The organism is Actinacidiphila sp. bgisy145, assembly GCF_057708125.1.
Genome location: NZ_JBYIRL010000055.1, coordinates 1 through 22,544, shown reverse-complemented (window position 1 = coordinate 22,544; position 22,544 = coordinate 1). Strand labels below are relative to the sequence as shown.

The 22,544-nt window shown below is 68.1% G+C and carries 18 protein-coding genes and 2 pseudogenes; 12 read left to right on the top strand and 8 right to left on the bottom strand.

From position 1 onward, the window contains the following. Window positions 1-197 precede the first annotated feature (197 nt). Entirely contained in the window at window positions 198-5,768 is a 5,571-nt protein-coding gene (locus AC3ERT_RS33155) for a DUF6531 domain-containing protein (protein WP_435178585.1), read from the top strand. Beyond that, window positions 5,768-6,046, top strand: a complete 279-nt coding sequence (locus AC3ERT_RS33150; RefSeq protein ID WP_435178583.1) for a zinc ribbon domain-containing protein — start codon at window positions 5,768-5,770, stop codon at window positions 6,044-6,046. Before AC3ERT_RS33155 ends, AC3ERT_RS33150 begins: the two co-directional genes overlap by 1 nt. A 101-nt stretch (window positions 6,047-6,147) precedes the next feature. Here AC3ERT_RS33150 and AC3ERT_RS33145 read toward each other — a convergent pair whose 3' ends face one another. From AC3ERT_RS33145 to AC3ERT_RS33130, 4 genes and pseudogenes are all read right to left on the bottom strand, one after another. Continuing rightward, window positions 6,148-6,456 carry a hypothetical protein gene (locus AC3ERT_RS33145; RefSeq protein WP_435178635.1) on the bottom strand — a complete coding sequence of 103 codons (309 nt, stop codon included), beginning with the start codon at window positions 6,454-6,456 and terminating at the stop codon, window positions 6,148-6,150. 363 nt (window positions 6,457-6,819) lie between these two features. Further along, window positions 6,820-7,146 (bottom strand): annotated as a pseudogene (locus AC3ERT_RS33140) (DNA cytosine methyltransferase); the annotation flags it as partial. 25 nt (window positions 7,147-7,171) lie between these two features. After that, window positions 7,172-7,273 (bottom strand): annotated as a pseudogene (locus AC3ERT_RS33135) (DNA cytosine methyltransferase); the annotation flags it as partial. A 73-nt stretch (window positions 7,274-7,346) separates the two neighbouring features. Next, window positions 7,347-7,679, bottom strand: coding sequence for a hypothetical protein (locus AC3ERT_RS33130; RefSeq protein WP_435178581.1), 333 nt, complete (start codon window positions 7,677-7,679; stop codon window positions 7,347-7,349). A 211-nt stretch (window positions 7,680-7,890) separates the two neighbouring features. Between AC3ERT_RS33130 and AC3ERT_RS33125 the strand changes: the two genes are divergently transcribed. The 3 genes from AC3ERT_RS33125 to AC3ERT_RS33115 all read left to right on the top strand — a co-directional run bounded on the left by AC3ERT_RS33125 (window position 7,891) and on the right by AC3ERT_RS33115 (window position 11,713). Continuing rightward, the gene (locus AC3ERT_RS33125) at window positions 7,891-9,078 is read left to right on the top strand and encodes a tyrosine-type recombinase/integrase (protein WP_435127202.1); all 1,188 of its coding nucleotides are present in this window, start codon (window positions 7,891-7,893) and stop codon (window positions 9,076-9,078) included. Then, window positions 9,075-9,416: a helix-turn-helix domain-containing protein gene (locus AC3ERT_RS33120; RefSeq protein WP_435127204.1), complete on the top strand. Its 342-nt coding sequence runs from the start codon at window positions 9,075-9,077 to the stop codon at window positions 9,414-9,416. Before AC3ERT_RS33125 ends, AC3ERT_RS33120 begins: the two co-directional genes overlap by 4 nt. Window positions 9,417-9,748: 332 nt before the next feature. Beyond that, entirely contained in the window at window positions 9,749-11,713 is a 1,965-nt protein-coding gene (locus tag AC3ERT_RS33115) for a hypothetical protein (RefSeq protein ID WP_435127206.1), read from the top strand. Window positions 11,714-11,963: 250 nt separating this feature from the next. On the opposite strand, the gene AC3ERT_RS33110 is transcribed toward AC3ERT_RS33115, so the two are convergent. After that, window positions 11,964-13,418 (bottom strand): DHA2 family efflux MFS transporter permease subunit, encoded by a 1,455-nt coding sequence (locus AC3ERT_RS33110; protein ID WP_435127209.1) that lies wholly within the window; start codon window positions 13,416-13,418, stop codon window positions 11,964-11,966. 121 nt (window positions 13,419-13,539) lie between these two features. Between AC3ERT_RS33110 and AC3ERT_RS33105 the strand changes: the two genes are divergently transcribed. The 3 genes from AC3ERT_RS33105 (at window position 13,540) to AC3ERT_RS33095 (ending at window position 16,099) form a co-directional block, all read left to right on the top strand. After that, a complete protein-coding gene (locus AC3ERT_RS33105; protein ID WP_435178579.1) occupies window positions 13,540-14,016 on the top strand; it encodes a winged helix-turn-helix transcriptional regulator in 477 nt (158 codons plus the stop codon). 168 nt (window positions 14,017-14,184) lie between these two features. Continuing rightward, window positions 14,185-15,141, top strand: a complete 957-nt coding sequence (locus AC3ERT_RS33100; protein WP_435127213.1) for a DMT family transporter — start codon at window positions 14,185-14,187, stop codon at window positions 15,139-15,141. Next, the gene (locus AC3ERT_RS33095) at window positions 15,095-16,099 is read left to right on the top strand and encodes a LysR family transcriptional regulator (protein ID WP_435127215.1); all 1,005 of its coding nucleotides are present in this window, start codon (window positions 15,095-15,097) and stop codon (window positions 16,097-16,099) included. The genes AC3ERT_RS33100 and AC3ERT_RS33095 overlap by 47 nt, the downstream gene beginning before the upstream one ends. A gap of 292 nt (window positions 16,100-16,391) precedes the next feature. Here AC3ERT_RS33095 and AC3ERT_RS33090 read toward each other — a convergent pair whose 3' ends face one another. From AC3ERT_RS33090 to AC3ERT_RS33080, 3 genes are all read right to left on the bottom strand, one after another. Further along, entirely contained in the window at window positions 16,392-17,195 is an 804-nt protein-coding gene (locus tag AC3ERT_RS33090) for a methyltransferase domain-containing protein (protein WP_435127217.1), read from the bottom strand. 102 nt (window positions 17,196-17,297) lie between these two features. Next, window positions 17,298-18,221, bottom strand: a complete 924-nt coding sequence (locus AC3ERT_RS33085; RefSeq protein ID WP_435127219.1) for a ketopantoate reductase family protein — start codon at window positions 18,219-18,221, stop codon at window positions 17,298-17,300. A gap of 270 nt (window positions 18,222-18,491) precedes the next feature. Next, the gene (locus AC3ERT_RS33080; protein ID WP_435178575.1) at window positions 18,492-19,025 is read right to left on the bottom strand and encodes a TetR/AcrR family transcriptional regulator; all 534 of its coding nucleotides are present in this window, start codon (window positions 19,023-19,025) and stop codon (window positions 18,492-18,494) included. A 114-nt stretch (window positions 19,026-19,139) separates the two neighbouring features. Here AC3ERT_RS33080 and AC3ERT_RS33075 point away from each other — a divergent pair, with 114 nt between their 5' ends. The 4 genes from AC3ERT_RS33075 (at window position 19,140) to AC3ERT_RS33060 (ending at window position 22,398) form a co-directional block, all read left to right on the top strand. Next, window positions 19,140-20,081, top strand: coding sequence for an NmrA family NAD(P)-binding protein (locus AC3ERT_RS33075; RefSeq protein ID WP_435127224.1), 942 nt, complete (start codon window positions 19,140-19,142; stop codon window positions 20,079-20,081). 71 nt (window positions 20,082-20,152) lie between these two features. Next, the gene (locus AC3ERT_RS33070) at window positions 20,153-20,380 is read left to right on the top strand and encodes a hypothetical protein (RefSeq protein WP_352177221.1); all 228 of its coding nucleotides are present in this window, start codon (window positions 20,153-20,155) and stop codon (window positions 20,378-20,380) included. A 215-nt stretch (window positions 20,381-20,595) separates the two neighbouring features. After that, on the top strand, window positions 20,596-21,336 hold the full coding sequence (locus AC3ERT_RS33065; protein WP_435127226.1) for a DUF998 domain-containing protein: 741 nt from the start codon (window positions 20,596-20,598) through the stop codon (window positions 21,334-21,336). A 261-nt stretch (window positions 21,337-21,597) separates the two neighbouring features. Then, window positions 21,598-22,398 carry an SDR family NAD(P)-dependent oxidoreductase gene (locus tag AC3ERT_RS33060; RefSeq protein WP_435127228.1) on the top strand — a complete coding sequence of 267 codons (801 nt, stop codon included), beginning with the start codon at window positions 21,598-21,600 and terminating at the stop codon, window positions 22,396-22,398. Window positions 22,399-22,544: the final 146 nt, after the last annotated feature.

The following is a 22,544-nucleotide window of genomic DNA, read 5'->3' as shown; positions in this document are numbered from 1 at the left end:
GAGAGTCGCCGTCCGCATCCGAACGTTCGCCATCAGTAAGTAAATTCCAACTGACTAACCATCAGAAATGCTGTCACGGCAGTCATTTGGTCTCTTGATGGTTGGGTATGGGCCTCGCGAGACTGGTCGCTCCGACACGGCGTGCCCGCGCTGGGGAGCGTGTTCCGTGGTGCGCCTTGACCTGTGGGGGTGGGGGCATGCTTCGTGCTGTTCTGGTCCGGGCTCGTGCGCTCGCAGTGCTGGTGGTGCTGTCCGTTCTAGCGGGTGGTGGGTGGCTGGCGGTGCTGCCGGCCACCGCCGCTACGGCGGCTTCCGTGTCGCAGGTCGACGCGGCCCATGTCCCGAAGCCGGCGGCTCCTGAGAAGCCGTTGTCGCTCGCGCAGCGGCGTGACGCGTTCGGCGGCCAGCCCGCGGCGGTCAAGGCCCACGGCCTTCCCGCGGGCAAGGGAGAAGCGCCGACGCCGAAGCAGACCGCCAAGGTGGAGCAGCGCTTGGCGAAGCAGAAGCAGCATCCCGCGGCGGCCGAGCGGGTCGAGTCGCCGGCCGATTCGGGCCCGTACACGGGTCTGGTGAGCGAGCAGATCTCGACCGATCCGCTCGGGAACCAGGCCGCCTACACCGACAACCCGATATGCCTGTGCGACCGGATGGGCGCGGCGGTGCCGGGCGAGCCTCTGGTGGAGACGGCATCGATCTACCAGTACGGCGACAACACCACCACGCAGGAGTCGCAGCCGGTGAAGGTGACCTGGGAGGTCACCGACTACTGCACCGGCGGGCCCAACCTGAACTTCGACTTCGACCAGACGGTGTCGGCCCCGAACTGGATGACCCACGACCAGCCCGGTGCGCCGGACCCGCCGACGGTCAGCGCGGTCATCCCGCTACCGGCACAGGTGTGTACTGCGAACAGCCAGTGGACTTACATAGTCAACGCCTGCGCGCAGGTGATGACGGACCCGCCCGGTGCTGTCACCTGCGGCTCGTCGAACGACTTCCTGGTACTGCCCTTCCTTCCGGCCGACGGGACGAACGGCTGCACTTGCGGCGACGCGAGCGGTGCGCCGCGCAGCGATGTCCAGCGTGCGGACCCGGTGGACACGGCAACCGGCGCGTACAGCGAGCAGTTCACCGACGCGTCGGTCACGGGCGTGGGAGTGCCGTTCACCGCGGCGCGAAGCTATGGCTCGAACGTGGCGGCGGTCGGTGCGCTCGGCACGGGCTGGTCGCTGCCGTGGGAGACCAGCCTCCAGGTCGACAGCGCCGGCAACGTCCTCGTGCGTGGCGAGGGCGGAGCCCTGCACGGTTACACCAAGCAGAGCAACGGCAGCTTCACACCGGCTGACGGTGGAACCTCCGTCCTGGCGACCGCCTCCGGAGGCGGGTACACGCTGACCTCCCTCGACCACATCACGTACACCTTCGCCGCGGACGGCCGCCTGAGCAGTGAGAAGGACGCTTCCGGGCAGGGACTGACGCTGACGTACACCGGCGGCGTACCCACCACGATCACCGACGCGGCCGGCCGTGACGTGTCCTTGTCCTACACCGGCGCACTCCTGACGAAGATCACCCTGGCCGACGGCCGCCATGTCGACTACGGCTACACCGGCAGCCAGTTGACCTCCGTGACCGCGCTCGACGGTGCGACGACGACCTACGGCTACGACAGCGCCGGCCGACTGAACGCCGTCACGGACGCACTCCAGCACCGGCAGGTCTTCAACGTCTACGACACCCAGGGCCGGGTGACCTCGCAGACGGACGCCGACAACCGGCAGACCACCTTCGCCTACACGACCACGAGCGTCTTCGACGAGACCGACACCACCGCCCCCGACGGCGGGGTGTGGAGCGACTTCTACGCCGGGAACATGCGCTACGCCCAGGAGGACCCCCTGGGCAACGTGACGCTCTACGAGTACGACGCGCACTACAACCTCACGGATCTCCTCGACGCCGACGGCCACGACACATCGTGGAAGTACAACGACAACGGACTGCTGAAGAGTACGAAGACCGACGGCCTGCAGCAGTGGACATACGACTCCTCGGGCAACCCCGCCACGTACGAGGACGCCGACTACCACACGACGAAGTTCACCTACGGCGCGAACCACCTGCTCACCCAGGTCGCGGACCCGCTGCAGAACTCCACCGACTACACCTACTGGCCCAACGGCGAGCTGAAGACGGCCACCACGCCGCGAGGGAAGACCACCCAGTACGCCTACTTCCCCGACGGGAGCCTGCAGCAGGTCACCTCGCCCGAAGGCCGCGTGACCAGCTACACCTACGACACGTCGGGCCGCCTGCGCACAGAAACGGACCCGCGCGGCAACGTCACCGGTGCGGACCCGGCGAAGTTCACCACCACGTACACCTACGACGACGCCGACCGGCTCCTTTCGGTCACCGACGCGAACAACCACACCACGACAACGACGTACGACGCCGCGGGGAACATCCACACGGTCACCGACCCGGCCGAGCGGGTCACCACCTACGGCTACGACGACGCCGACCACGTCACGTCGATCACCGACCCCGCGCAGCACACCACCCACTACGGCTACGACCTGGCCGGGCGCCCCGACTCGGTGACCGACCGAACCGGTGCGACCACCTCGACGACGTACGACGAGGCAGGGAACATCGCCTTTACCGTCACCGCCCGCGGCAACGCGACCGGCGCGGATAAGTCCGTGTACACCTGGACGTACGGCTACGACCACGTCGGCAACCGCACCTCCACCACGGACCCCCTCGGCCACACGACCGCCTTCGCCTACGACACCGTCAACCGCCCACTGGGCACCACCGACCCCAACGGGCACACCCGTAAGGTCACCTACGACCTCGACGGCAACGTCACGTTCCAGTACGACGCCCTCGGCCACACCGTCACCAGGTTCGACTACGACGCGGACAACCGCCTGGAGGACACCAGGACCGGCGCGGGCAACAAAACCACGTACGAGTACGACGACGACAGCAACCTCACCGGTGTCCTCACCCCGGCCGGAGAACACACCACCTACGGCTACGACGACGACGGCCTGCGCACCACCACCGTCGACCCCCGCGGCAACGCCACCGGGGCCACTGCGGCCAACTACACCTGGACCACCGGATACGACCCGGCCGGTAACCCGACCAGCCTCACCGACCCGGACGGGAACACCACCAGGACCGGCTACGACGGCGTCGACAACGTCACCTCCACCACCGACGCCCTGTCCAAGACGACCAGCTACACCTACGACGCACTCGACCGACTCACGACGACCGCCGCACCCGCGAGCGGCACTACGACGTACGCATACGACCCTGCGACCGGGTTCCTCGACACGATCACCGATCCGAACACGCATGTCACGACGTACGGCCACGACAACGAAGGCCGCGTCACCTCGATCACCGACCCGCTCAGCCACACCGAGTCGTTCGCCTACGACCCGGAGGGCAACCTCTGGCAGACCAAGAACGCCCGCGGCCAGACCATCACCGCCACCCTCGACGCCCGGGACCTGACGCAGAAGGTCACCTACTCCGACAGCACTCCCGCGGTCACCTACACCTATGACGATGCCGGCCGGATGCAAACGGTCGCCGACGCGACCGGCACCCGCACGCTGACGTATTACGCCAACGACCAACTCCAGTCGATCGGCACCACCGGCCAGCTCTTCAGCTACACCTACAACAGCGACCAGACGCTGAACAAGCGCACCGACCCCGACGGCGCCTCCACCGCGTACACCTACGACACTGACGGCCGCGTCCACACCGAGACCGCCGCCGAACCCGGCAGCGCCGGAAAGACCACCACCTACGCCTACGACGCCGCCGGCAACCCGACCAGCACCGCCCTGCCCACCACCCCCGCGCTCACCCAGACCCGGGCCTACGACGCCGCCGGCCGGCTGGACAGCCTGCAGACCACAGGCCAAGAAGGCCACTTCTTCCAGTACGACGCGGACGGACACCTCACCACCGACTTCACCGGCAGCGGAGCCCACGGCGAGTCATACGACGCTGCCCGCCGCTACGCCTACGACGACGCCGGACGCGTCACCCGCGACTGCACCGACAACGCGGAAGCCGCCTCCTGCCTCGACGAGGGCACCGGCCACACCTACACCTACGACAACGCAGGAAACCTCGCCACCAGCGCCGACACCGACGTCCCCTGCGAGTCCGGCACCTGCACGACCCAGACCACCACCAACACCTACAACGCGGCGGACGAACTCACCAAGGCCACACCCAGCACCGCCACCGTCACCAACGGCACACCCTCCCAACCCAAGGCCGGCGCCGCCACCTCCTACACCTACGACAACGACGGCAACCAGACCCAAGCCGGCGCCACCACCAACACCTACGACCCTGCCGGCCACCTCACCACCGCCACCACCGGCGCCACCACCCACACCTACGGCTACGACGCCGACGGCAACCGCACCACCACCAAGACCAACGGCACCCTGACCGACACCACCACCTGGGACATCAACAACCCCCAGGCCCAGATCGCCACCGAGACCGGCACCGGCAACGCACTGGTCGGCGACTACTTCTACGACCCCCAGGGCGCACCCCAATCCGTCGCCACGAACGCCACCACCTCCTACTCCTACCTCCACGACCAGCAGGACTCCGTCACCGCCGTCGTCAACGCCACCGGCGCCCTCACCTCCGAGTACACCTACGGCACCTTCGGCACCTCCACCGAGAACCCCAACGACACCGCAGGAGGTGAGAAGAGCGCCTTCGGCTTCACCGGCGCCTACAACGACCCCACCCAAACCGGCGCCCTCGACCTCCGAGCCCGCACCCTCGACACCACCACCGGCCGCTTCACCACCCGAGACCCCGTCGCCACCACACCCGGCAACCCCAACCCCTCCGACTACGCATACGCCGACAACGACCCCGTCAACGAATCCGACCCCTCCGGCGCCTGCCCCGTATGCATCAGCGCCCTCGTCGGAGCCGGCATCGGCGGACTCGTCAGCGGTGGCATCTACGCCTGGCAGCACCACGACGGCGACTGGAACTGGTCCGACTTCGCCGCCACCACCGCCAAGGGCGCCGTCATCGGCTTCGGCGCAGGGCTCCTCGCCCCCGTCGGCGGCACCAGCGCAGCCCTCCTCGGCTTCGAAGACGGCACCGCCGCCTACTACGCCACCGCCGCCACCGTCAACGGACTCACCCAAGCCGCCTACACCTGGGCCGTAAACGCCGTCCAATGCCAATCCACCACCCCCCAAGACCTCCTCTTCAGCTTCGCCGGCGGCTTCGGCGGCACCTACGCAGGCGCGGCATTCCCGTGGCTGCGAGGGCTATTTGGGGACGGAAGCGAGGAAGAAAGTAGCGCTCCTGGGTTGGAGCGCCGGACCTCCAATACGGGGCCGTTCTCAGACCTGCAAGTACCCATGCAGAAGCGAGTGGTTAATCAGGTTGCTCGTAAGGCGGGCGTCGACCTGGGCGGTGTGAAAGTCAAGATAAATCGTGATTCAGATTTGATCGGACGGTCGCTCTACGGGCATACATCGCCGGACGGGAGGACAATTACCTTGTATCCTGATGCGTTCGGCTCCACTGAGGACCTCGTGAGAACTATCGGACATGAGCGGATGCATGTTATGCAGGTTGGACTCTATGGTCCTGCTTCGTCATGGGAGCAGGAGCGAGCTTGGGAGCGTGCCGCCTTCGCCTCGGAGGACCAGTTCTGGAACTACTTCAACGGAGGCTCGCGCTGATGGCTGATAGAGACGCCTGGCTTAAGGCGCTGGCTTTGGTCTCCAACGGCCAGCGTGTGACAACCAGTGTGCCGTGTCCGGCATGCGGAAATCACCAGCTTGAGGTCCGATACATTGTGGACCCCACCAGCCGCGTCGGCTACGCCTTGTTCTGGTGCGGAGCGTGCCTACATGGCATCACCGTATCCCGGGTGCGTGCTCCGGAACGCATGGTGGCGCTATCGATCGACGATCCGGATTCGACCGCCGATGTACCGGATTTCGTTCGGGAGAACTGATGTGGTGCAGGGTGGCGGGCTCTTCCTGGACTGCGCTCGTGACTGTCCGCCCAGGCAAAGGATCGGGGATTTGGTCCGTCTTGGAAATGGCGACGGTGCGGCTACGACCCGGCGCAGGGTGGGCACCTCGGAAACGGAGGATGAAGCAACTGCATCGCGTGTACGGCTTGTTGGGGGATGACGCCGTTGCCGAGCGCGGTGAGCTGGGCAGGCCGGCCGAGACCGGGCGTCGCCGTCACCCAGCCCGCGGGCAGGCCCTGCATCCACTCCACGAACTCCGCCCGCAGCCGCCCGGCCTCGTCGGTGGGCGGCGGCGCGGGGCGGGTGAGGGTCTCCCACCGGGTGATCGCGGCTGCGTACGGCCCCCAGCGCCCGTTGCTTCCTCCGTATGCGGACTCGGGTCCGTCCACAGCGGCAGGGCCTCCGCCGACAGGGGCGGTCGCCGGCCCCGGCGCGGACGGCGTCCAGGGGTGCCGGTGTTGCTCGCCCGTGGGGTGGGCAGAAGGGAGGCCGCCGCCGAGGGGAGCGTCAGGTCGCCGTTGCCGTGCCGCTGGTTTGGCGAGCCCTTGATCCCGTCCGACGCTTTCGGCGTCGGCAGCAGCCACTCCACCTCGTCGGCCAGGTTCGGCCCGTGGCCGCCGCTCTTCCTCTTCTCCGGGTGCTGGCTCCCGCCGTTCGATCCGATGTTGCTCGTCGGCGTCTTGAGAAGGAGGTTCGGCGGGCCAGGCGGTGAGGAAGGTCCGCTCGCGGCGGTGGGGTGCTCCGATGTCGCAGGCGCGTAGCACGAGCCAGCGTGCGTCGTACCGGAGGTTGGCCAGGGAGCCGAGTACGGCGCCAAGTGCCCGCAGAGGAGGCTGGGCTGGGTCGTCTCCCAGACACCACGGGCAGGATTCCACGTCGCCAGGGGTACCGGCGGGGGAGGTGAGGAGTCCGCGGACATTCTCGATCACCACCAGGCAGGGTCGGAGGGCTTCGACCGCGCGGGCGACGTGCAGCCACAGCCCTGAGCGGGTGTTCGCGTTGAGTCCGGCGCGGCGGCCGGCGACCGAGACGTCTTTGACAGGGGAAGCCTGCGGTGAGCACGCACACCCGGGGCACATCGGCCCAGTTGATGGCGGTGATGTCACCGTGGTTGGGCACATCGGGCCAGTGCCGGGCCAGGATGCGGGATGCGTCGGGGCTGGTTTCGGCGTGCCAGGCCACCGTGCCGCTGAGTGCGGCCTGCACGCCCAGGTCCAGGCCCCCGTATCCGGAGCACAGGGAGCCGATCGCAGGCCCTGCGGATGACCGGGCGGACACGTCAGCGGCCCTTCATGGCGCTGAGTGCCAGGGGGGAGGCCGCCGGGGCCGGCGGGGTTGCAGGCGCCGGGGCGCTCTGGCCGACGAGGGAGGTGTGGGGCGAGCGGGCGGTGGCCTGTACGTGTGCGGTGGACGGTGCCAGGCGGCCTGCTGACGTGCGGAGGTCTGCGGCCACGGACTCGAGGATCTCGTCGGCCGCCTCGCAGCAGCCGGTGATGATCTCGTTGGCCTGCCGGCGGGCGGGATCGAGGCTCGACGGGTTGTTCCGGTGGGTCGGATGGGTGGTGAAGTTGAAGTACGCGATCTCGCTTTGCGCGCGTCCGAGTTCGGTCATGGCCTCGCCCAGTGGAGGGAGGACGTCGCTGTAAGCCTCGACGGCCTTCTTTCCGTCGCCGTTGAACCGCCCTTCGGCCAGACAACTGGAGTACGCGCGGGTTCGTAGTCGATCGCTGCGTGCGATCTCTTACATGTCGACAGGTCCGAGACCCGTGTTCGACATGTCCCTGAGTCGGTGGAGTTTCCGCAGAAACTCGCAGAATCTGCAAGTGTGGTTCGTAATCTGCGTGTTCGTGGATGAATACCGAACTCGTCGCACCGCGCTGGAGCCAAGGCCGGCGGAGGAGCTCGGCGGCGCTGGGTTGGCGGACGTCTTTCAGCTGCACCGCCGCCGCGGCGAGCGGGACGGCCTGTCGGAGCGTGACTACTTCTTCGACACCCTCGCTGAGTACCAGTGGGCACGCGACGCGGCGGGTCTGATGCCGGAAACGGTCGACAAGCTCGTGAAACCTGTGATCGAGATCTGTGAGTACCTGGATCTGGCTCCATGGCGCCTGCAACCACGAGACCTCGACCGCTACTTCGCCGGACCGGGCAAGCGTGCCCGCTCCACCGTTCGCACCAAGATCAACCTTATTGACGGGTACTTCGCGTTCCTTGAGCAACGGTACGCGGGTGAGATCAACCGTCGTTTCGGTGTAGTCGTGGAGTCGCCGATCGATCCGTTCAATCGGCCCCGCCACCGGGGTGACTTGGGTCTGCGGGTGCCGCCGTCGCAGCAGGCTATGCGGGAGTTCTTCGCTGCGTGGCGGCGTGCTCTGCCACAGGCACGCAAGGAGGCGGTCGCGTGCCGTGACTACGTCATGGCGAAGATCGCCTACTTGTCGGGCGTGCGAGCGGCTGAGCTGTGCGGTGTGTGTATGCGCGATGTTCACTGGGAGTCGGGCCAGTGGGGCCGCTTCCTCGTTCATGGCAAGGGGGCTCGGGGGTCGGGGCCGCGGCAGCGTGAGGCGTTCTTGTTCGAGCAGGGGCGGGAGCTGCTGTGGTGGTACGTGGAGGAGGTGCGCGGATTGTTCCGGGACGATCCTGAGCATCCATCGGCGCCGTTGTTTCCGTCCGAACGCTTGCCCGTGGCTGTCGCGGCGCTGAACATGCCAGTCGCGCCGAAGATGGTCCCCTCGACGTTCAGGCGGGCGCTGCGGGCAGCGTCGTTGGCGCATCTCCCGGGCCCGGTGGCGGAGCTGTTCCCTCATCTCCTGCGTCATGCGTGCGCGACTCACAACTACGAGCGGGGGATGTCCCTGTGGGAGGTGCAGCGATTGCTGGGGCACTGGTGGAGTACGACCACGGTCCGATACCTCCTGACCGCGCAGGGCGATCCGGAGCAGGCGGCGCGGCGGGCTTCAGCCGAACGGGCCGGGCAGCGGCTGGTGGCGGACACGGGGAGCCTTCGATGAAGTGGAATCTGCGCTGGGTGGCGGCGCGACAGGACATCTGGCGGCCGACCGACTTGCTGGCGGCGTTTCGGCGGGTGGGCTTCAATCCGTCGTTAAGCAAGGTGTCCGCACTGTGGGGCGGCACCCCAGTGACCGTGCGGCTCGAGGACCTGGACCTGATCTGCCAGGCGCTGGGATGTACCGTGGGCGATCTCCTGGAAGCCGAGCCGGCCGCGACCGCGGCGGATCAAGGTGAGAGCCGGGCGGTCGCAGGTGGTGAAAGGGCTCCGGACCCGGTACGGCCAGTGCGGCCGGTGCCGCGAGGCGATGGCCCACGGCGCCTGCAGCCCCCGAACTGAGCCGCGCGTTGGAGCGGATCAGGCAGTGCGAGGACTGCCTGGCGGTGGCGCCGGGACAACCCCGGCGCAGCTGGCGGTGCAGAGGGTGCCAGCAGTGGGATCACCAGTACTCCCAGCGCGGACTGTGCCCCCGGTGTCGGTACCAGCAGCACCTGGGCCAAGACGGGCTCTGCCGCGGGTGCCAGCTGGCGCTACACGCCGAACGGGCGGCAGGCAACGTGTCCTGCTTTCCGGCTGCGACGCAGCTTCGGCTGCTGATTCCCGGCGTGGCGGACGGAGCCTGGCGCCTTGGCAAGCCGCCCACAGCGCGGCCTGCGGAGCCCCGACGCCGTGTGCTGCCTGCGACGATGCCGGGCCAGCAAATCCTGTTCCCGGTGCATCGCCGGCTGGGGGCACCGGAACTGCTCGACCTTGCAGAGAGACACTGGCCAGAGGAGGAGGCGCTGAAGCAGTACACATTGGTCCTGGCCCGGCAGCGCGGCCTGGGCCGGGCATGGTGCAGCCAGGTAGGACGGCGGCTACGGCTGGCCCTGGCCGTGCGGGATGCCGAGGGCGAGAGACAGGTCTCCCGCGAGATCCTCGACCAAGGCCGCGGGATGCAGTTCGGCGCGGCTGCCGCACAGAAGGTCCTGGAGCAGGCAGGCCTGTGGCGGGGGCCGACGCAGATGACCGACCAGATGCGTCAGCAGAGGATTCGAGTGCCCGCCGGCACCGTGACAGGCTGCGCGCACTGCGGCAGCTGGGGCATCACCACTCGCCTGTGCACCGCGTGCGCGAATTACCGTGCGAAACGGCCGATAGGGCGGTGCACCCGATGCGGACGCGACGGCCTCCCCTTGCATGTGAAGACGAGCCTGTGCCGGGGCTGTCTGGCATTCGTGCGGAACGTGCCCCAGCCGGACGGGACGTTCACTCAACTCACATTCGCCGGAGCACTTGCCCACCGGGTAGTCGGCAAAGGAACACAGCCGTACCCGGCACCCGCTCCGGAGCACGACCACGCCGCCTCGCTGTTCGCTTGCGTTCCGGTGGTCCCTGGGCAGACCGCCCTGCTGACGGCCCCGCGTGACTGGATGGCCGTTCACACTGTCCCCCACCGCCTGCTGCCCCCGCTCAGCAACGAAGCACAGGCACTGGTGGAACAGTTCTCTGCCTGCCTTCCCGTCACAGCCAGCCGTCAGCCGAACCACGTTTACTCCATCCAGATGCTGCACCGCCTCCTGGCGTACACGGGTGTGGAGGAGCCCGTCCCGGAGCGGGACGTGTGCGCGCTCGCGAGGCTGGAGCCGAACGCCTCTCTGCACCGGATCGTGTTCTTCCTGCATGAGCGTGGACTGCTCGAACCCGACCACGACCGCAATATGGCCACCAGCCCTTCACTCGCCCGCCTGGACGCCGCCCGCACAGACGCCGGGCACCGCCAGGCCATCGAAGTCAAGCTCCGACAACTTTCTGACGCCATGGCCGACCAAATGCGGACCTGGGTCGCCGTCCGCCGCGGGGAGGGTCGTCGCCCTCACCCGCCCGTCAACTACACGCGTATCCGACGCGACCTCAACGTCGTTCTCCCCGTCCTGAACCTCTGGAGCCAGGACGGGCTGGATCTCCGGGAGATCACCACCGCGCACGTGACCTCCGCCCTCGGCGACCGGCAGGGACACCAGGCACGCGGCGTCCATCACGTCCTGCTCAGCGTCTTCCGCGCCCTCAAACAGGAACGTGCCGTCTTTACCAACCCGCTCGCCGGGCTCTCCCTCACCACCCCCGTTCGACTTCCTGAACCACTGCCCAGCGACCGGCTACATGGCCTGCTGGATCGGGTGGACAGTGCGATGGGGCGACTGGCCGTCGGCCTGGTCGCTGTCCACGCCATCAAGGTCACCGACATTGCTCGACTGCGCATAAACGCGCCCGACCTTGCCCGCGCAAGCCTCAGAGTCGACTTGCGCGGCCAGGTGCACACGGTCTATCTCGACACGCTGACCCTCCGCCTCCTGGACGAGTGGCTCCAGGAACGTCACGACCAGTGGCCCGCATCACCCAACCCGCACTTGCTGGTGACAACGCACTCAGCGCACCACCCCGCCCTCCCGCCCGTCAGCTACTGCGCGCTGCGGCGCGCGTTCGACCAAGCCGGAATCACCCCGCGCCAGATGTGGAGCGACCGTGTACTGGACGAGGCCCGACAAACCGCCGACCCAGTACACCTGGTGCACCTGTTCGGCATCCATCCCGGCACCGCCGTCCGCTACGTCCACACCGCGCACCCTGACAAGGCGTTGCCCCGCATCCGCTGAGCCGGATGGTGCTGTCCAGGCATCTGCAACCCCGCCCTACTTGGGTGCGGATCTTGGTGAAGCTCGGCGCTTTGGGTCGACAGCACCCGCCGCAGAGCAGCCAAGTTGCGCCCACAGCGCCGGGGCTGACCTTGATGAGTTGGGGGATGCGCTGGTAAACACCACCGGCCCTCTTGGGCCTTCTCGTAGCGGCGCGTGGCAGACAAGCCGTCGGCCTTGTGCCGCGTTGCTTGAGGTGGCTGGAGCAGTGTCAGCGCGCGTCGATCGGCGCCGCCTGTGCACCGGCCGGGCCGGTTGCCCCCTGTGGCCTCGCCTGATCGCGGGCGCTTCGGGTCAGCCGCAGTCCAATCAGGGTGCAGACCAGGCCGAGGGCGGCGGCCAGCACCCAGGCCGCTTGGAAGTGCTGGCGCTGGGCCGGGCCCACCTGCGCGCCGAGGATGGCAACCAAGATGGCGATGCCCACGGTGGCGGACATCTGGCGTACGGAATTGACCAGGGCGGACCCGGTGGCGGAGCGGTGCGCAGGCAGGGAACTGACGCCCGCAGCCATCAGGGTGCCGAGCGTGAGTCCCACGCCCACACCGCTGAGGACTTGACTGGGCAGCAGATCAACCCAGTAGTTGGGGGTGAGGGACGCGAAGCAGGCCCGCCAGACCATCGCTGCGGCGAACAGCAGGCCACCGACGGCGATCAGCGGCCCGTGGCCGAGGCGCTGCGCGGCACGAGCGGTGAGCAGCGTGACGATTGGGACCAGGGCCGGCCCGGGCACCATGGCAACGCCGGTGCGCAGCGCGCTCCAGTGCCAGACCTCCTGGCACCACAGCACGTTGGACAGCAGCATGATGGCGAAGGCCACACCGAAGACGAAGGTGCCGATGTTCGCGGTGCCGAATCGGGGCAGCCTCAACAGGTGCAGCTCGAACAGCGGGTGGCTGTGACGCAGTGAGCGGATGGTGAAGGCGATCGCGGTGACCAGCGCAACCGCGAACAGCACGAGAGTCCTGGCGTTCAGCCATCCCCAGTCCGGGGCCTGCACGAGAGCTCCGGAGAGGGCTGCCACAGCGACGGTGACCAGCAGCGCGCCGAGCATGTCGGGCAGGCGGCCCTCTTCCCGGCGGGTCGTACGGGGCAGGACGCGAAGGCCGGCCACGACGGTGGCGATGCCGATGGGTACGTTGATCACGAAGACCCAGCGCCAGTCGACCTGGACCAGCAGGCCGCCGGCGACGGGACCTGCGGCGGCAGCCAGTCCGCCGACTGCCGCCCAGTTGCGGGTGGCGCGCGTGCGGCTCTCGGCGGGCACGGTCGCCAGCAGAAGGGCGAGCGAGGTGGGCAGTTGGGCTGCGGCTCCCACCGCTTGCAGGGCCCGTGCCGCCACGAGCGTCCACAGGTCGGGGGCCAGGGCGCAGGCGAGCGAGGCGAGGGTGAAGAGGGACACCCCGGCGAGGAACACCGGCCGCTGCCCTATCCGGTCGCCGGTACGGCCCGCGACCACCAGGAGGGCCGCCAAGGCGATGGCGTAGGCGTTGAGTACCCAGGACAGGGAGTTGAGCGTCGCGCCCTGCCCATGGGGCGACGCGAAGGCTGCGCCCATCGCGGGCAGCGCCACGTTGACGATCCACAGATCCAGGTTCGTCATGAAGACCGCGAGCAGGATCACCAGCGAGGCAACACGCTGCTTTGAAAACCAAACCTTCCATGTCATGGGACCAGAGAAGCACGATGTGATTTGATATTCAAACTACGCTCCCCCGGGGTGGCGGGAGCCGGGCGAGGCTCAAAGCTGTAGCTTTGAAATTCAAAGCGCGTGATGGATACTGGTCAGGGTGACGACACAACGCATTGATCCCGGAGAAGTACCCGGGCGGCCCTGTTCGATCGCCGCCGCCCTGCAGGTGGTGGGCGACCGGTGGGCCCTGCTCGCCATCCGCGAGGTCACGTTCGGTAACCACCGTTTCCGTCAGATCGCCAGGAACACCGGCGCTCCGACCGACCGCCTGTCCGCTCGCCTGAAGGGACTGGTCGCGGCCGGCGTCATGGAGCGACGCCCGCTGCCCGACGAACCTCGCCACGAGGGCTACTACCTCACGGAAGCCGGTCGCGACCTGGTCGGCACCTTGCGTGAACTGCTCCGCTGGGGAGATCGCTGGATTGCGACGTCTCCCCCTCTGCGGCTACGGCACCACGATCACCAGTACACCCAGCACGCCGTATGCGATCGCTGCGGCGAAACGGCCGAACCGGGAGAGCTCCACCTCGAAGTGGCCGCGGACGGCTGGACACTAGAAGGCCCGGTGGAGTAAGGCCTTACGGCCGCCCTCCCGTGAGCCGGACGCAGACATTTCCACAGGCCAGCGCGATGCGTAAGGGAAATTATGCGCTTCGCCAACTTATACTAAATGGATCTTTTGCCCGTAGGGTGTCACGTTGAAGGGGTGAGAACACGAGCTGCGTCCCCCCAGTTTCTTGCTTTGGTCGGCACTGTCGTGCTGTGGGCCTGCGCCTTCCCTGCCATCCGCGTGGGCGTGGACGGACTCGGCGTGGCCGCGTTGTCCTTCCTGCGGCTCGCGGTCGCTGCCATGGCGCTGCTTGCCATGTCCCCGTTCGCAGGCGTGCGCCTGCCCCGTCGGCGGGATCTCCCGCTGATCGCGTTGTGCGGCTTGACCGGTATGACCGCCTACCAGGTCCTTCTCAACTGGGGCGAGGTGCACGTCGCAGCCGGCACGGCCAGCCTCCTGATCGCGATCGCACCTGTCTTCAGTGTGCTTTTGGCCAGTGCGTTCCTGTCCGAGCCCCTGACCCGGAACGTCGTCGTCGGGAGTCTGATCGCCATCGCGGGCACCGCGGTCGTCACCTTGGCCAAGGGGTTCTCCGGCTTCAGCGCGGCCTCGCTTGTGGTGCTGGCCGCGGCCGTCGTCCAAGGCGTGTACCACTTCGCCAGCAAGCCGCTGCTGAAGCGTTACAGCGGGCTGGAGGTGGCCACCTATGCGATGGCCGCAGGCACCGTCTTCGCCCTGCCCCTCGCTCCCGAGGCCGCGAAGGCAACGGTTGGCGCCCCGGCAGGCGCCGTGTGGGCGGCGGTTTTCCTGGGCCTGCTTCCTTCCGCGCTCGGATTCGTCATCTGGGGGTACGCGGTTGCCCGGCTGCCCATGGCAGCCTCCACCGCGGCCCTGTATCTCGTACCGCCTGTGGCCTTGGTGGTCTCCTTCGTATGGCTGGGAGAGAAGCCTCTCCCCCTCGAACTGGCTGGAGGAGCGATCAGCGTGGCGGGCGTCGTCCTGATCAACCACCGCACGGCCAAAAAGCCCGGGCCGGCCGCGCCTGCATCAGGATCACTCGCGGCCGACCCCACCCGTGGCAACGCGATCAAGCCTGCGAGCCGTGAGCCGGTTGCACTCGACGCCCGCGCAACACGGCAACGCCACTGAAGAGGTCTCCATGCTTGATGTACGACGGCTGCGCATGCTGCAGCACCTGGCCGCATACGGGACGATCGCCGCCACGGCCGACGCGCTGCACCTGACCGGCCCGGCTGTGTCGCAGCAACTGGCTGTCCTGGAGCGCGAGGCCGGCGTGCCGGTGGTCGAAAAGCGTGGACGCAGGCTGTGCCTGACCCCTGCCGGTGAACTCCTGGTGGCGCACGCGGAGGTGATCCTCGGCGACCTCGCTGCCGCGGAGTCAGATCTGGCCGCCCTGCGGGGCGGGCATCACGGGGTGCTGCGCGTGACTGCCTTCGCTTCTGTCGCACGCACGCTCTTGCCCCGCGTGTACCAGTTGCTCGCCCGGCCCGTGGGCGAGACAGCGCCCAGGCTCACGCTCCGGCTCGACGAGCAGGAACCCGACCAGGCGCTGGAGGCGCTGCAAAAGCACCAGGCCGACGTGGTCGTGGCTCACAGCTATACGGTGCTGCCCCGCAACTTCCCGCAGAACAGTCGCCAGGACGTTCTCATGGAAGATCCTGTGCTGCTGTGCCTGCACCCGGACCGCGCCCGCAGTCTCGGGCTGTCCCCCGGGCAGCCGGCGGACCTGGCCCGACTCGCTGACGCCCCGTGGCTCACCCCCAGTCCCGAGGTTTCCTGTTACGAGATGATCCAGCGGACCTGCGGGACGGCGGGCTTCGTCCCCGACATCCGGGTCCGCAGCAGCGACTTCGCGGTACTGATGGCTCTTGTCGCCGCGGACGCCGGCGTCGCACTGGCTCCCCGTCTGGCCATCCCCGAATCTCACGACGGGGTCAGCCTGCATCCCCTGCTCGCGCCGGTCACCCGCACCATCTGCACCGTCGTCCGTTCCGGCAGTACCCGTAATCCTGACGTGCATCTGTTCCGTTCGCTTCTCGAACAGGCAGTTGCTCAGCACGAACCCACCCAGCGGGACCAGATCTGACAGCGTGCTCGAGAAGAGCGCGGTTGACGGCTCGGCCCAGTGGGCTCTGTGCCCTGAAACCTGCCTCCTGTGCAGCCGCAGGACTGCAGAGCATGCCGTTGCGGGCCGGCCGGACGGGCATCCAACGGGCACGCAACCGGAGTGCCCCGGCGCCGCTGCTGGTCGGTGCCAGCGCAGATCGGAAGGTCTGGCTCAGTCGGGCGCCGTGGTTCTCCCGCCTGCACGTCGAGGTGGGTTTGTGTTCCGTCGCGTGTGTTCCGCCTCCCCTCCGCTGCCAGAGCGGGGTGAGGGTTCAGCGCGGCTTGCGGGCCGTCAGCAGGTGGGAGACGAAGGGAACCTTGAATCCTTCGGGAGTCTGGTAGGCACTGAGGCTGTCGGTGATGGCCTGGGCAATCACCGGGATCGTGTCGGGGGCCCTGCGCGCGATCTCCGCGCCGAAGGGCAGGGCTGTGAGGTGTGCGGCGGCGAACGCCGGCAGGGCAGGCAGCACAACGTCGGCGGTGAGTTCCTCGGCCGCCAGGTGCACGAGGCCCGCGGCTGTCGCCGCCTGGAGAAACCGCTGCTTGGTCAGGGCGAACGCCGCAGGCGGCGCGGAGTCGTCGGTGTGTCCAGGATCGGCGGCCCGCGCCGCCTGGCCCTGCGCCTCATGGTAGGGAGACCGACCGCGCGGCGCCCACGACGTGGCGGCAAGGCGCCCGCCCGGGCGCAGCACGCGACCGATCTCGGTCAGTGCAGCGCACAGGTCGGGGAAGAACTGAAGACCCTGCTGGCACACCACCACATCGAACTCCGCGTCGGCGAACGGCATCGCGTCGGCGGGCGCGCGCACCAGCGTGGTCGGCGGGACAAGACGGCGTGCGGCGACATCGAGCATGGCCTGGTTGACGTCCACTCCGACCACCCGGCCGGATGCTCCGGCCCGCTCGGCCGCGGCAAAGGTCAAGTAGCCGGTCCCGCACGCCAGGTCGAGGGCCGCGTCGCCCTCGCCGACTTCGCTCGCCAGAGCCGCCACGAACGGTGCCATCAGAGCCAAGGAGTGGGCGTCGTACCTCTCCGCAGCATCCCCGTCCAACTGAAACTGCAGCCCCGGCTTCATTGAGGTTCCTCAGCTCTTCGGTGTGTGCGGTCGTCGATGCCGATCGCGAATGGTGAGGCCGGCCGGTGCCAGTCGGACGCCGCTGTATGTCGCGGCGGCGCGTCAGGCGAGTGCGGCCTCGTAGACACGCAGCCGTACGGCCGCCGCACGCAGCAGCGGTACGGACAAGCCATGCTGGGCCGCGACCCGGCACAGCCCACCGATGATCGGCTCGACCTCAGTGGCGTGGTTGTGGCGGAAGTCCCGGTACAGGGAGGTGGCGAACGCCGAGCCGGGAGACGTCAGCGTCGAGGTGACCTGGGCGACCGCGTCGCCCCGGGCGGGATGGCCGGCAGCCTCCAGTACCGAGGCCGTCTCCGCGATGACGTCCCGGATCACGTCGGTGCCGTCCTCGACGGGATTGATCTGGCCGACGTGACCGCCGAGCAGCACAGTTGCCGCTCCTCCAGCTGCCATGAACAGCCATTTTTCCCACATGTCCTGCTCGATCGTGGTCGAGGCAACTGTCTTGAACGGTGCCCGCTCGAAGGCCTCGGTGATCGCCTCCACGCGGGACGTGACCGGGCCGGACAGTTCCCCGAGGGTGATGCTCGCGGCGGGCGTGAGCTGCCTGATGGCCCCATCGGTGTCCAGCTGCGTGGCTACCAGGCAGACGCCGCCCAGCAGGTGCCGGGCACCGAAGCGGTCGCCGATGGCGTCGAGGTGGCCGATGCCGTTGAGCAGCGGCACGATACTCGTCTCGGGGCCCACTGCGGGGGCCACGTCTTCCAGGGCCGCCGCGACGGCGGTCGACTTCACGGCGAGGAGCACGACGTCGAACGGCGCGCGCAAGGTCTGCGCGGTGACCGTTGACACGGAGGTCGTCGTCCTTGTTCCGTCGGCGGCGACGAGGGTGATGCCGTCCGACCGCAGGCGATCGGCGCGCGCCCCGCGCACCAGGAACGTCACATCGACGCCTGCGCGGGCGAGCAGCGTTCCGAAATGGCCTCCGACCGCTCCGGCGCCAACGACGAGTACACGCATCATGGTCACTCCCGACGAGGATCTTCACGATTGCCGAAGCTGCCTGGCTCCCTCCAAGGAACCAGGCAGCATGCCTTCCTGCCACCTGAAACGCGAGCGTCCGCCGCGGCGCGACGAACGCCCGGTCGCCCTCCACGGCCGTCCTGCCGACGCAAAGCGATCGCCTGCAGAAGGAACCGGCACCAAGAGCCCACCGGCCCTGACCTTTCGGACGACGCCTGAAGACGCAGCGTTCCTCCCGCCGCTCTCCTTGGCTGACTCCTGGGGTTCGTCTCAAGCAAGCAGGGGGGCGAGTTCCGCAACCACGTCGTCGAGCGGCTGGAGGCTGCCTTGAAGACGACACAGAAGCACGGCGCCCTCGACCGCAGAGATTCCGAGCGTGGCCAGCGATGCCGCCTGCTCGGCTGAGCGCCCCGCACGCGTGAATGCTGCCGCGAGGAGATCGTGCCAGCGCGCGAAGACGTCCCTGACAGCCTCCTTCGCTTCGGGGACAAGATGCTCATCGTCCACGGCGGCAGCGACGATCGGGCAGCCCGCGCGGAAATCGGACGTCACAAGCCTGGTCTTCCAGGAGTCGGCGAACGCCGCCAGCGCCTCTTGCGGGCCGGCACCGTCACTCGCGCGTTCCATCCTCTCCCGCATACGCTCTCCGGCCACTTCCACGGCCGCTCTGATCAGCTCGTTGCGGCCGCCGGGGAAGTGGTAGTACACGGAACCACGCGGAGCTCCACTGTCGGCCAGGACCGCATCGAGGGTCACCGCTGCGGCGCTCTGCCGCTGGAGCAGCCCGATCGTACTGTCAAGCATCAGCTCCCGAGTCGACGGTTTCGCTTTCACCCTCATCGCATTCGCCTCCCACACTCTGACGTATGTAATATAGCATAATCCAGATTTCAGGATGCGGGTACGGAAGGGCCGATCATGGGCATGTCGACCGAAGGCGACCGCTCGGACGATGCAAGGCCGATCCTGGTGACCGGGGCGACCGGACGGCACGGCGGCACGGGCGGCCACGTCGTGAACGATCTCCTCGCTCGGAGCGTTCGCGTAAGGGCACTGGTGCGGGCGCAGGACGAGCGGGCCGAGCGGCTGGCCGCTCTCGGTGCGCACGTGGCAGTCGGCGACTTTGCCGACTACGACAGCCTGCTCGGCGCGCTCGACGGAGTGCGGGCTGCGTACTTCTGCTACCCGGTGGGCCCGGGCATCGCCGAGGCCGCGGGCTTGTTCGCGGCGGCGGCGCGCGAGATGGGGCTGCCGTGGCTGGTCGACCTCTCCCTTGCGGCGTCGGACCCACGCAGCCTCAGCCCACAGGGCAGGGCGCAGTGGGTCGCGGAGAAGGCCTTCGAGTGGGCCGGCATCGAGGGTGTCCACCTTCGGATCGAGGCCTTCTTCCTGGAGAACCTGCTGCAGGTGCACGGCCGGCAGATCCGCGAGAACAGCGTCATCAGGAACGCGTTCGGCGATTTTCCGGTGGGGTGGATCGCGGGAGCGGACGTCGGGGCCATGGCGGCTGCGCTACTCGCCGACCGGATGCTCGTCGACGACCGAACGTCCATTGCCGGCCCGACCTTCCGGATGACCTACGGACAGATCGCCGACACCATCACCGAAGTCACCGGACATCGGGTGATCTACCAAGAGATCACAGCGGACCAGTGGCGCGACGAGATGATCGCCGAAGCCGAGGCCCAGGGCCGGGCGAACCCGCGGGGTGCCGCCCATCTGGCCGCCCAAGCCGTGAGCCTGCGCGCGAAGCCGCAGGCCGCCGTCCGCGACGACGTCACACGCCTCGCCGGAAGGCCCCCGACGAGTCTCGCCCACTTCATCACGGGCAGCAGTCGGCAGCTGACCGGTCACGCCTGATCCGTCCGCCCAGCTGGGCCCAGACCCGGAACGTCAGCGCAGGAGTCGCCGAGGAAGGAATACCAAGAACGATGAACAGCGAATGGATGGTCACCATCCCCACCAAGCGCCTCGAGCAGGAGCGTGAAATTCACGGCGCCCAGTACCTCATCGTGACGGCACGCAACGAGCTGGAAGCACGCAAGCTGGCAGCCAAGCTCGCTCTGCGCAGCGAAATGCGGCAACGGCGCCGCCACGCCGAAGCGGACCTCGAACGAGCATCGGTCGAGCCGTATATTCAGCCGCGGCTGGCGTGGTGAAAATAGCGGCTCGCCAAACCGGTCGATGCAAGCTTCTCCGCCGCGTGTCCAAGGTGCCAAGCGGAAACGGGCCCTCCAGGGCACCGCACCCGCCGATCACTCCTCGGCGTGAGTCTGCGCCGCAGTGCACGACAGACGGCGGCCCTCTGGCCCGACCGCACAACACCGAAGGTCTGACAAGACCGCCCACCTGATGCACCGCAGCAAGGAACCGCATGAGCAGCGAAGAAGGAACGCCCGCCCAAAGTTCCCACGACAACAGCCGACTCGCCTCCGACCAATCGAAGGCCGACCGGCTGCGAAACGGACGCAGGGTCGTGGGTGCGCTGTTGCTGTTTTCGTCGTTCCAGTGGTTCCTGGTGCAGGCGGCCGTCGCCGCCGGATGGCGCACCCACTACTCGCTCACCAGGAACTTCATCAGCGACCTGGGAGCACTGCACTGCGGTCGCTTCCCGTCCGATACTGGCCTGTATGTCTGCTCCCCGGCGCACTCGGCGATGAACGTGTCCCTCATCCTGTGGGGCGCCGCGTGGGCCGTGGGGGCGCTGCTGATCGCGGAACGCAGCCACCGCACCGGCTACATGCTCCTTGCGCTCGGCGGCATCGGGACGATCCTCGTCGGGGTCCGCCCCGAGGACACCGTGTTCGCGGTCCACGCCCTCGGAGCCCTGCTTCAGACGATCGTCGGCGGTGCAGGCATGGCCGTCATCGGCGTGCGCCTTCTGCGTCGAGGCCACAGGATCGTGGGCGTGCTGAGCGTGTTGGTCTTCATCGCGGCCGTCGTCGGCATCATCGCCACGGGCCTGGCCACCGACAGCCGCGCCTTCCTGAGCGTCGGCCTGGGCGTATGGGAGCGCATCAGCATCTGGCCCCAGTGCGCCTGGCTGACCGCCGCGGGCATCGGCATCGCCTGGGACGCCGCCACTCGTCCATCCCGGACAGAACCAGGGGCCTGACGCGCAACACCGCCTGCAGGTGACAGGCCTGGCAGGCTGTCACTTCACCTGCCTGCACAGCCAGAGGCATGTGACCACGCGGAGCGGAACGTGTCGTGCCGGCGCAGTAGCTCCTTCGCGCGACGGGCAGTTCCTCAGCCGGCTGGGCACCCGACGCAGCAAGAGACTCAAGGCGATCCACGTGAGTTCGCCGTCGACGATCTCCTCCTCCGTACCGAAGCAGTGGACGAAGGAGGGACCGCAAGCAATGAGAGGGATAGCATGACCGCCGTCGACTATCAGGGACAGACCACACTCATCACCGGCGCCAGTGCGGGCCTGGGAGCGGAGTTCGCCCGCCGGCTCGCCGCCCGGGGCTCGGACCTGGTGTTGGTGGCCCGACGGAAGGACCGGCTGGAAAAGCTGGCGGAGACGCTCTCCACCGAGCACGGCGTCATGGTGACAGCGATCGCTGCCGATCTCAGCCTGCCGCATGCCGGGCGGATACTCCTCGAGGAGACCGACCGACTCGGTCTGCGCGTCACAAGCCTGATCAACAACGCCGGATTCGGAACCTACGGTGCGTTCCACATGGAAGACGCTGACCGGCTCGGCGACGAGATCACCGTGAACGTGGCCAGCGTTGTCAGCATCAGCCGGGCATACATCGAGCGCCTACGACAGGCTGGCAACGGCATCCTCATCAACGTGGCCAGCAACGCCGCTTACCAGCCCAACCCGCTCCTGGCCGTCTACGGCGCGACCAGGGCATTCGTGCTGAACTTCACCGAGGCTCTGTGGTTTGAGTCGGCCGGCACAGGTCTCAAGGTGCTCGCACTGTCTCCGGGCCCGACGCAAACCGAGTTCTTCGACGTCATCGGCACGACCAACGCCTCAGGCAACACCGTGCTCCAAACGCCCCGGCAAGTCGTTCACAAGGCCCTGCACACCCTCGACCGACGCAACCCGCCTCCAAGCATCATCAGCGGCCGGCGCAACCACCTGCAGGCGCTGTCGGTTCGCCTGCTCACCCGTCGGCGTGCCGCCCTCACTGTCGGGGCGATGATGAAGCCGACGACCTGAACACGCGGGCCGAGCCAGGGAAACGGGTCTCCGTCAGCGCAAAGCCCCGCCTAGGGCCTGTCTGATAATTGATCACGGTTCACGGAGCCAGAGGATGAGCGAAGCGAGCCTGAGCCCCGCTAGGTAGCGGGCGGCCAGTTTGTCGA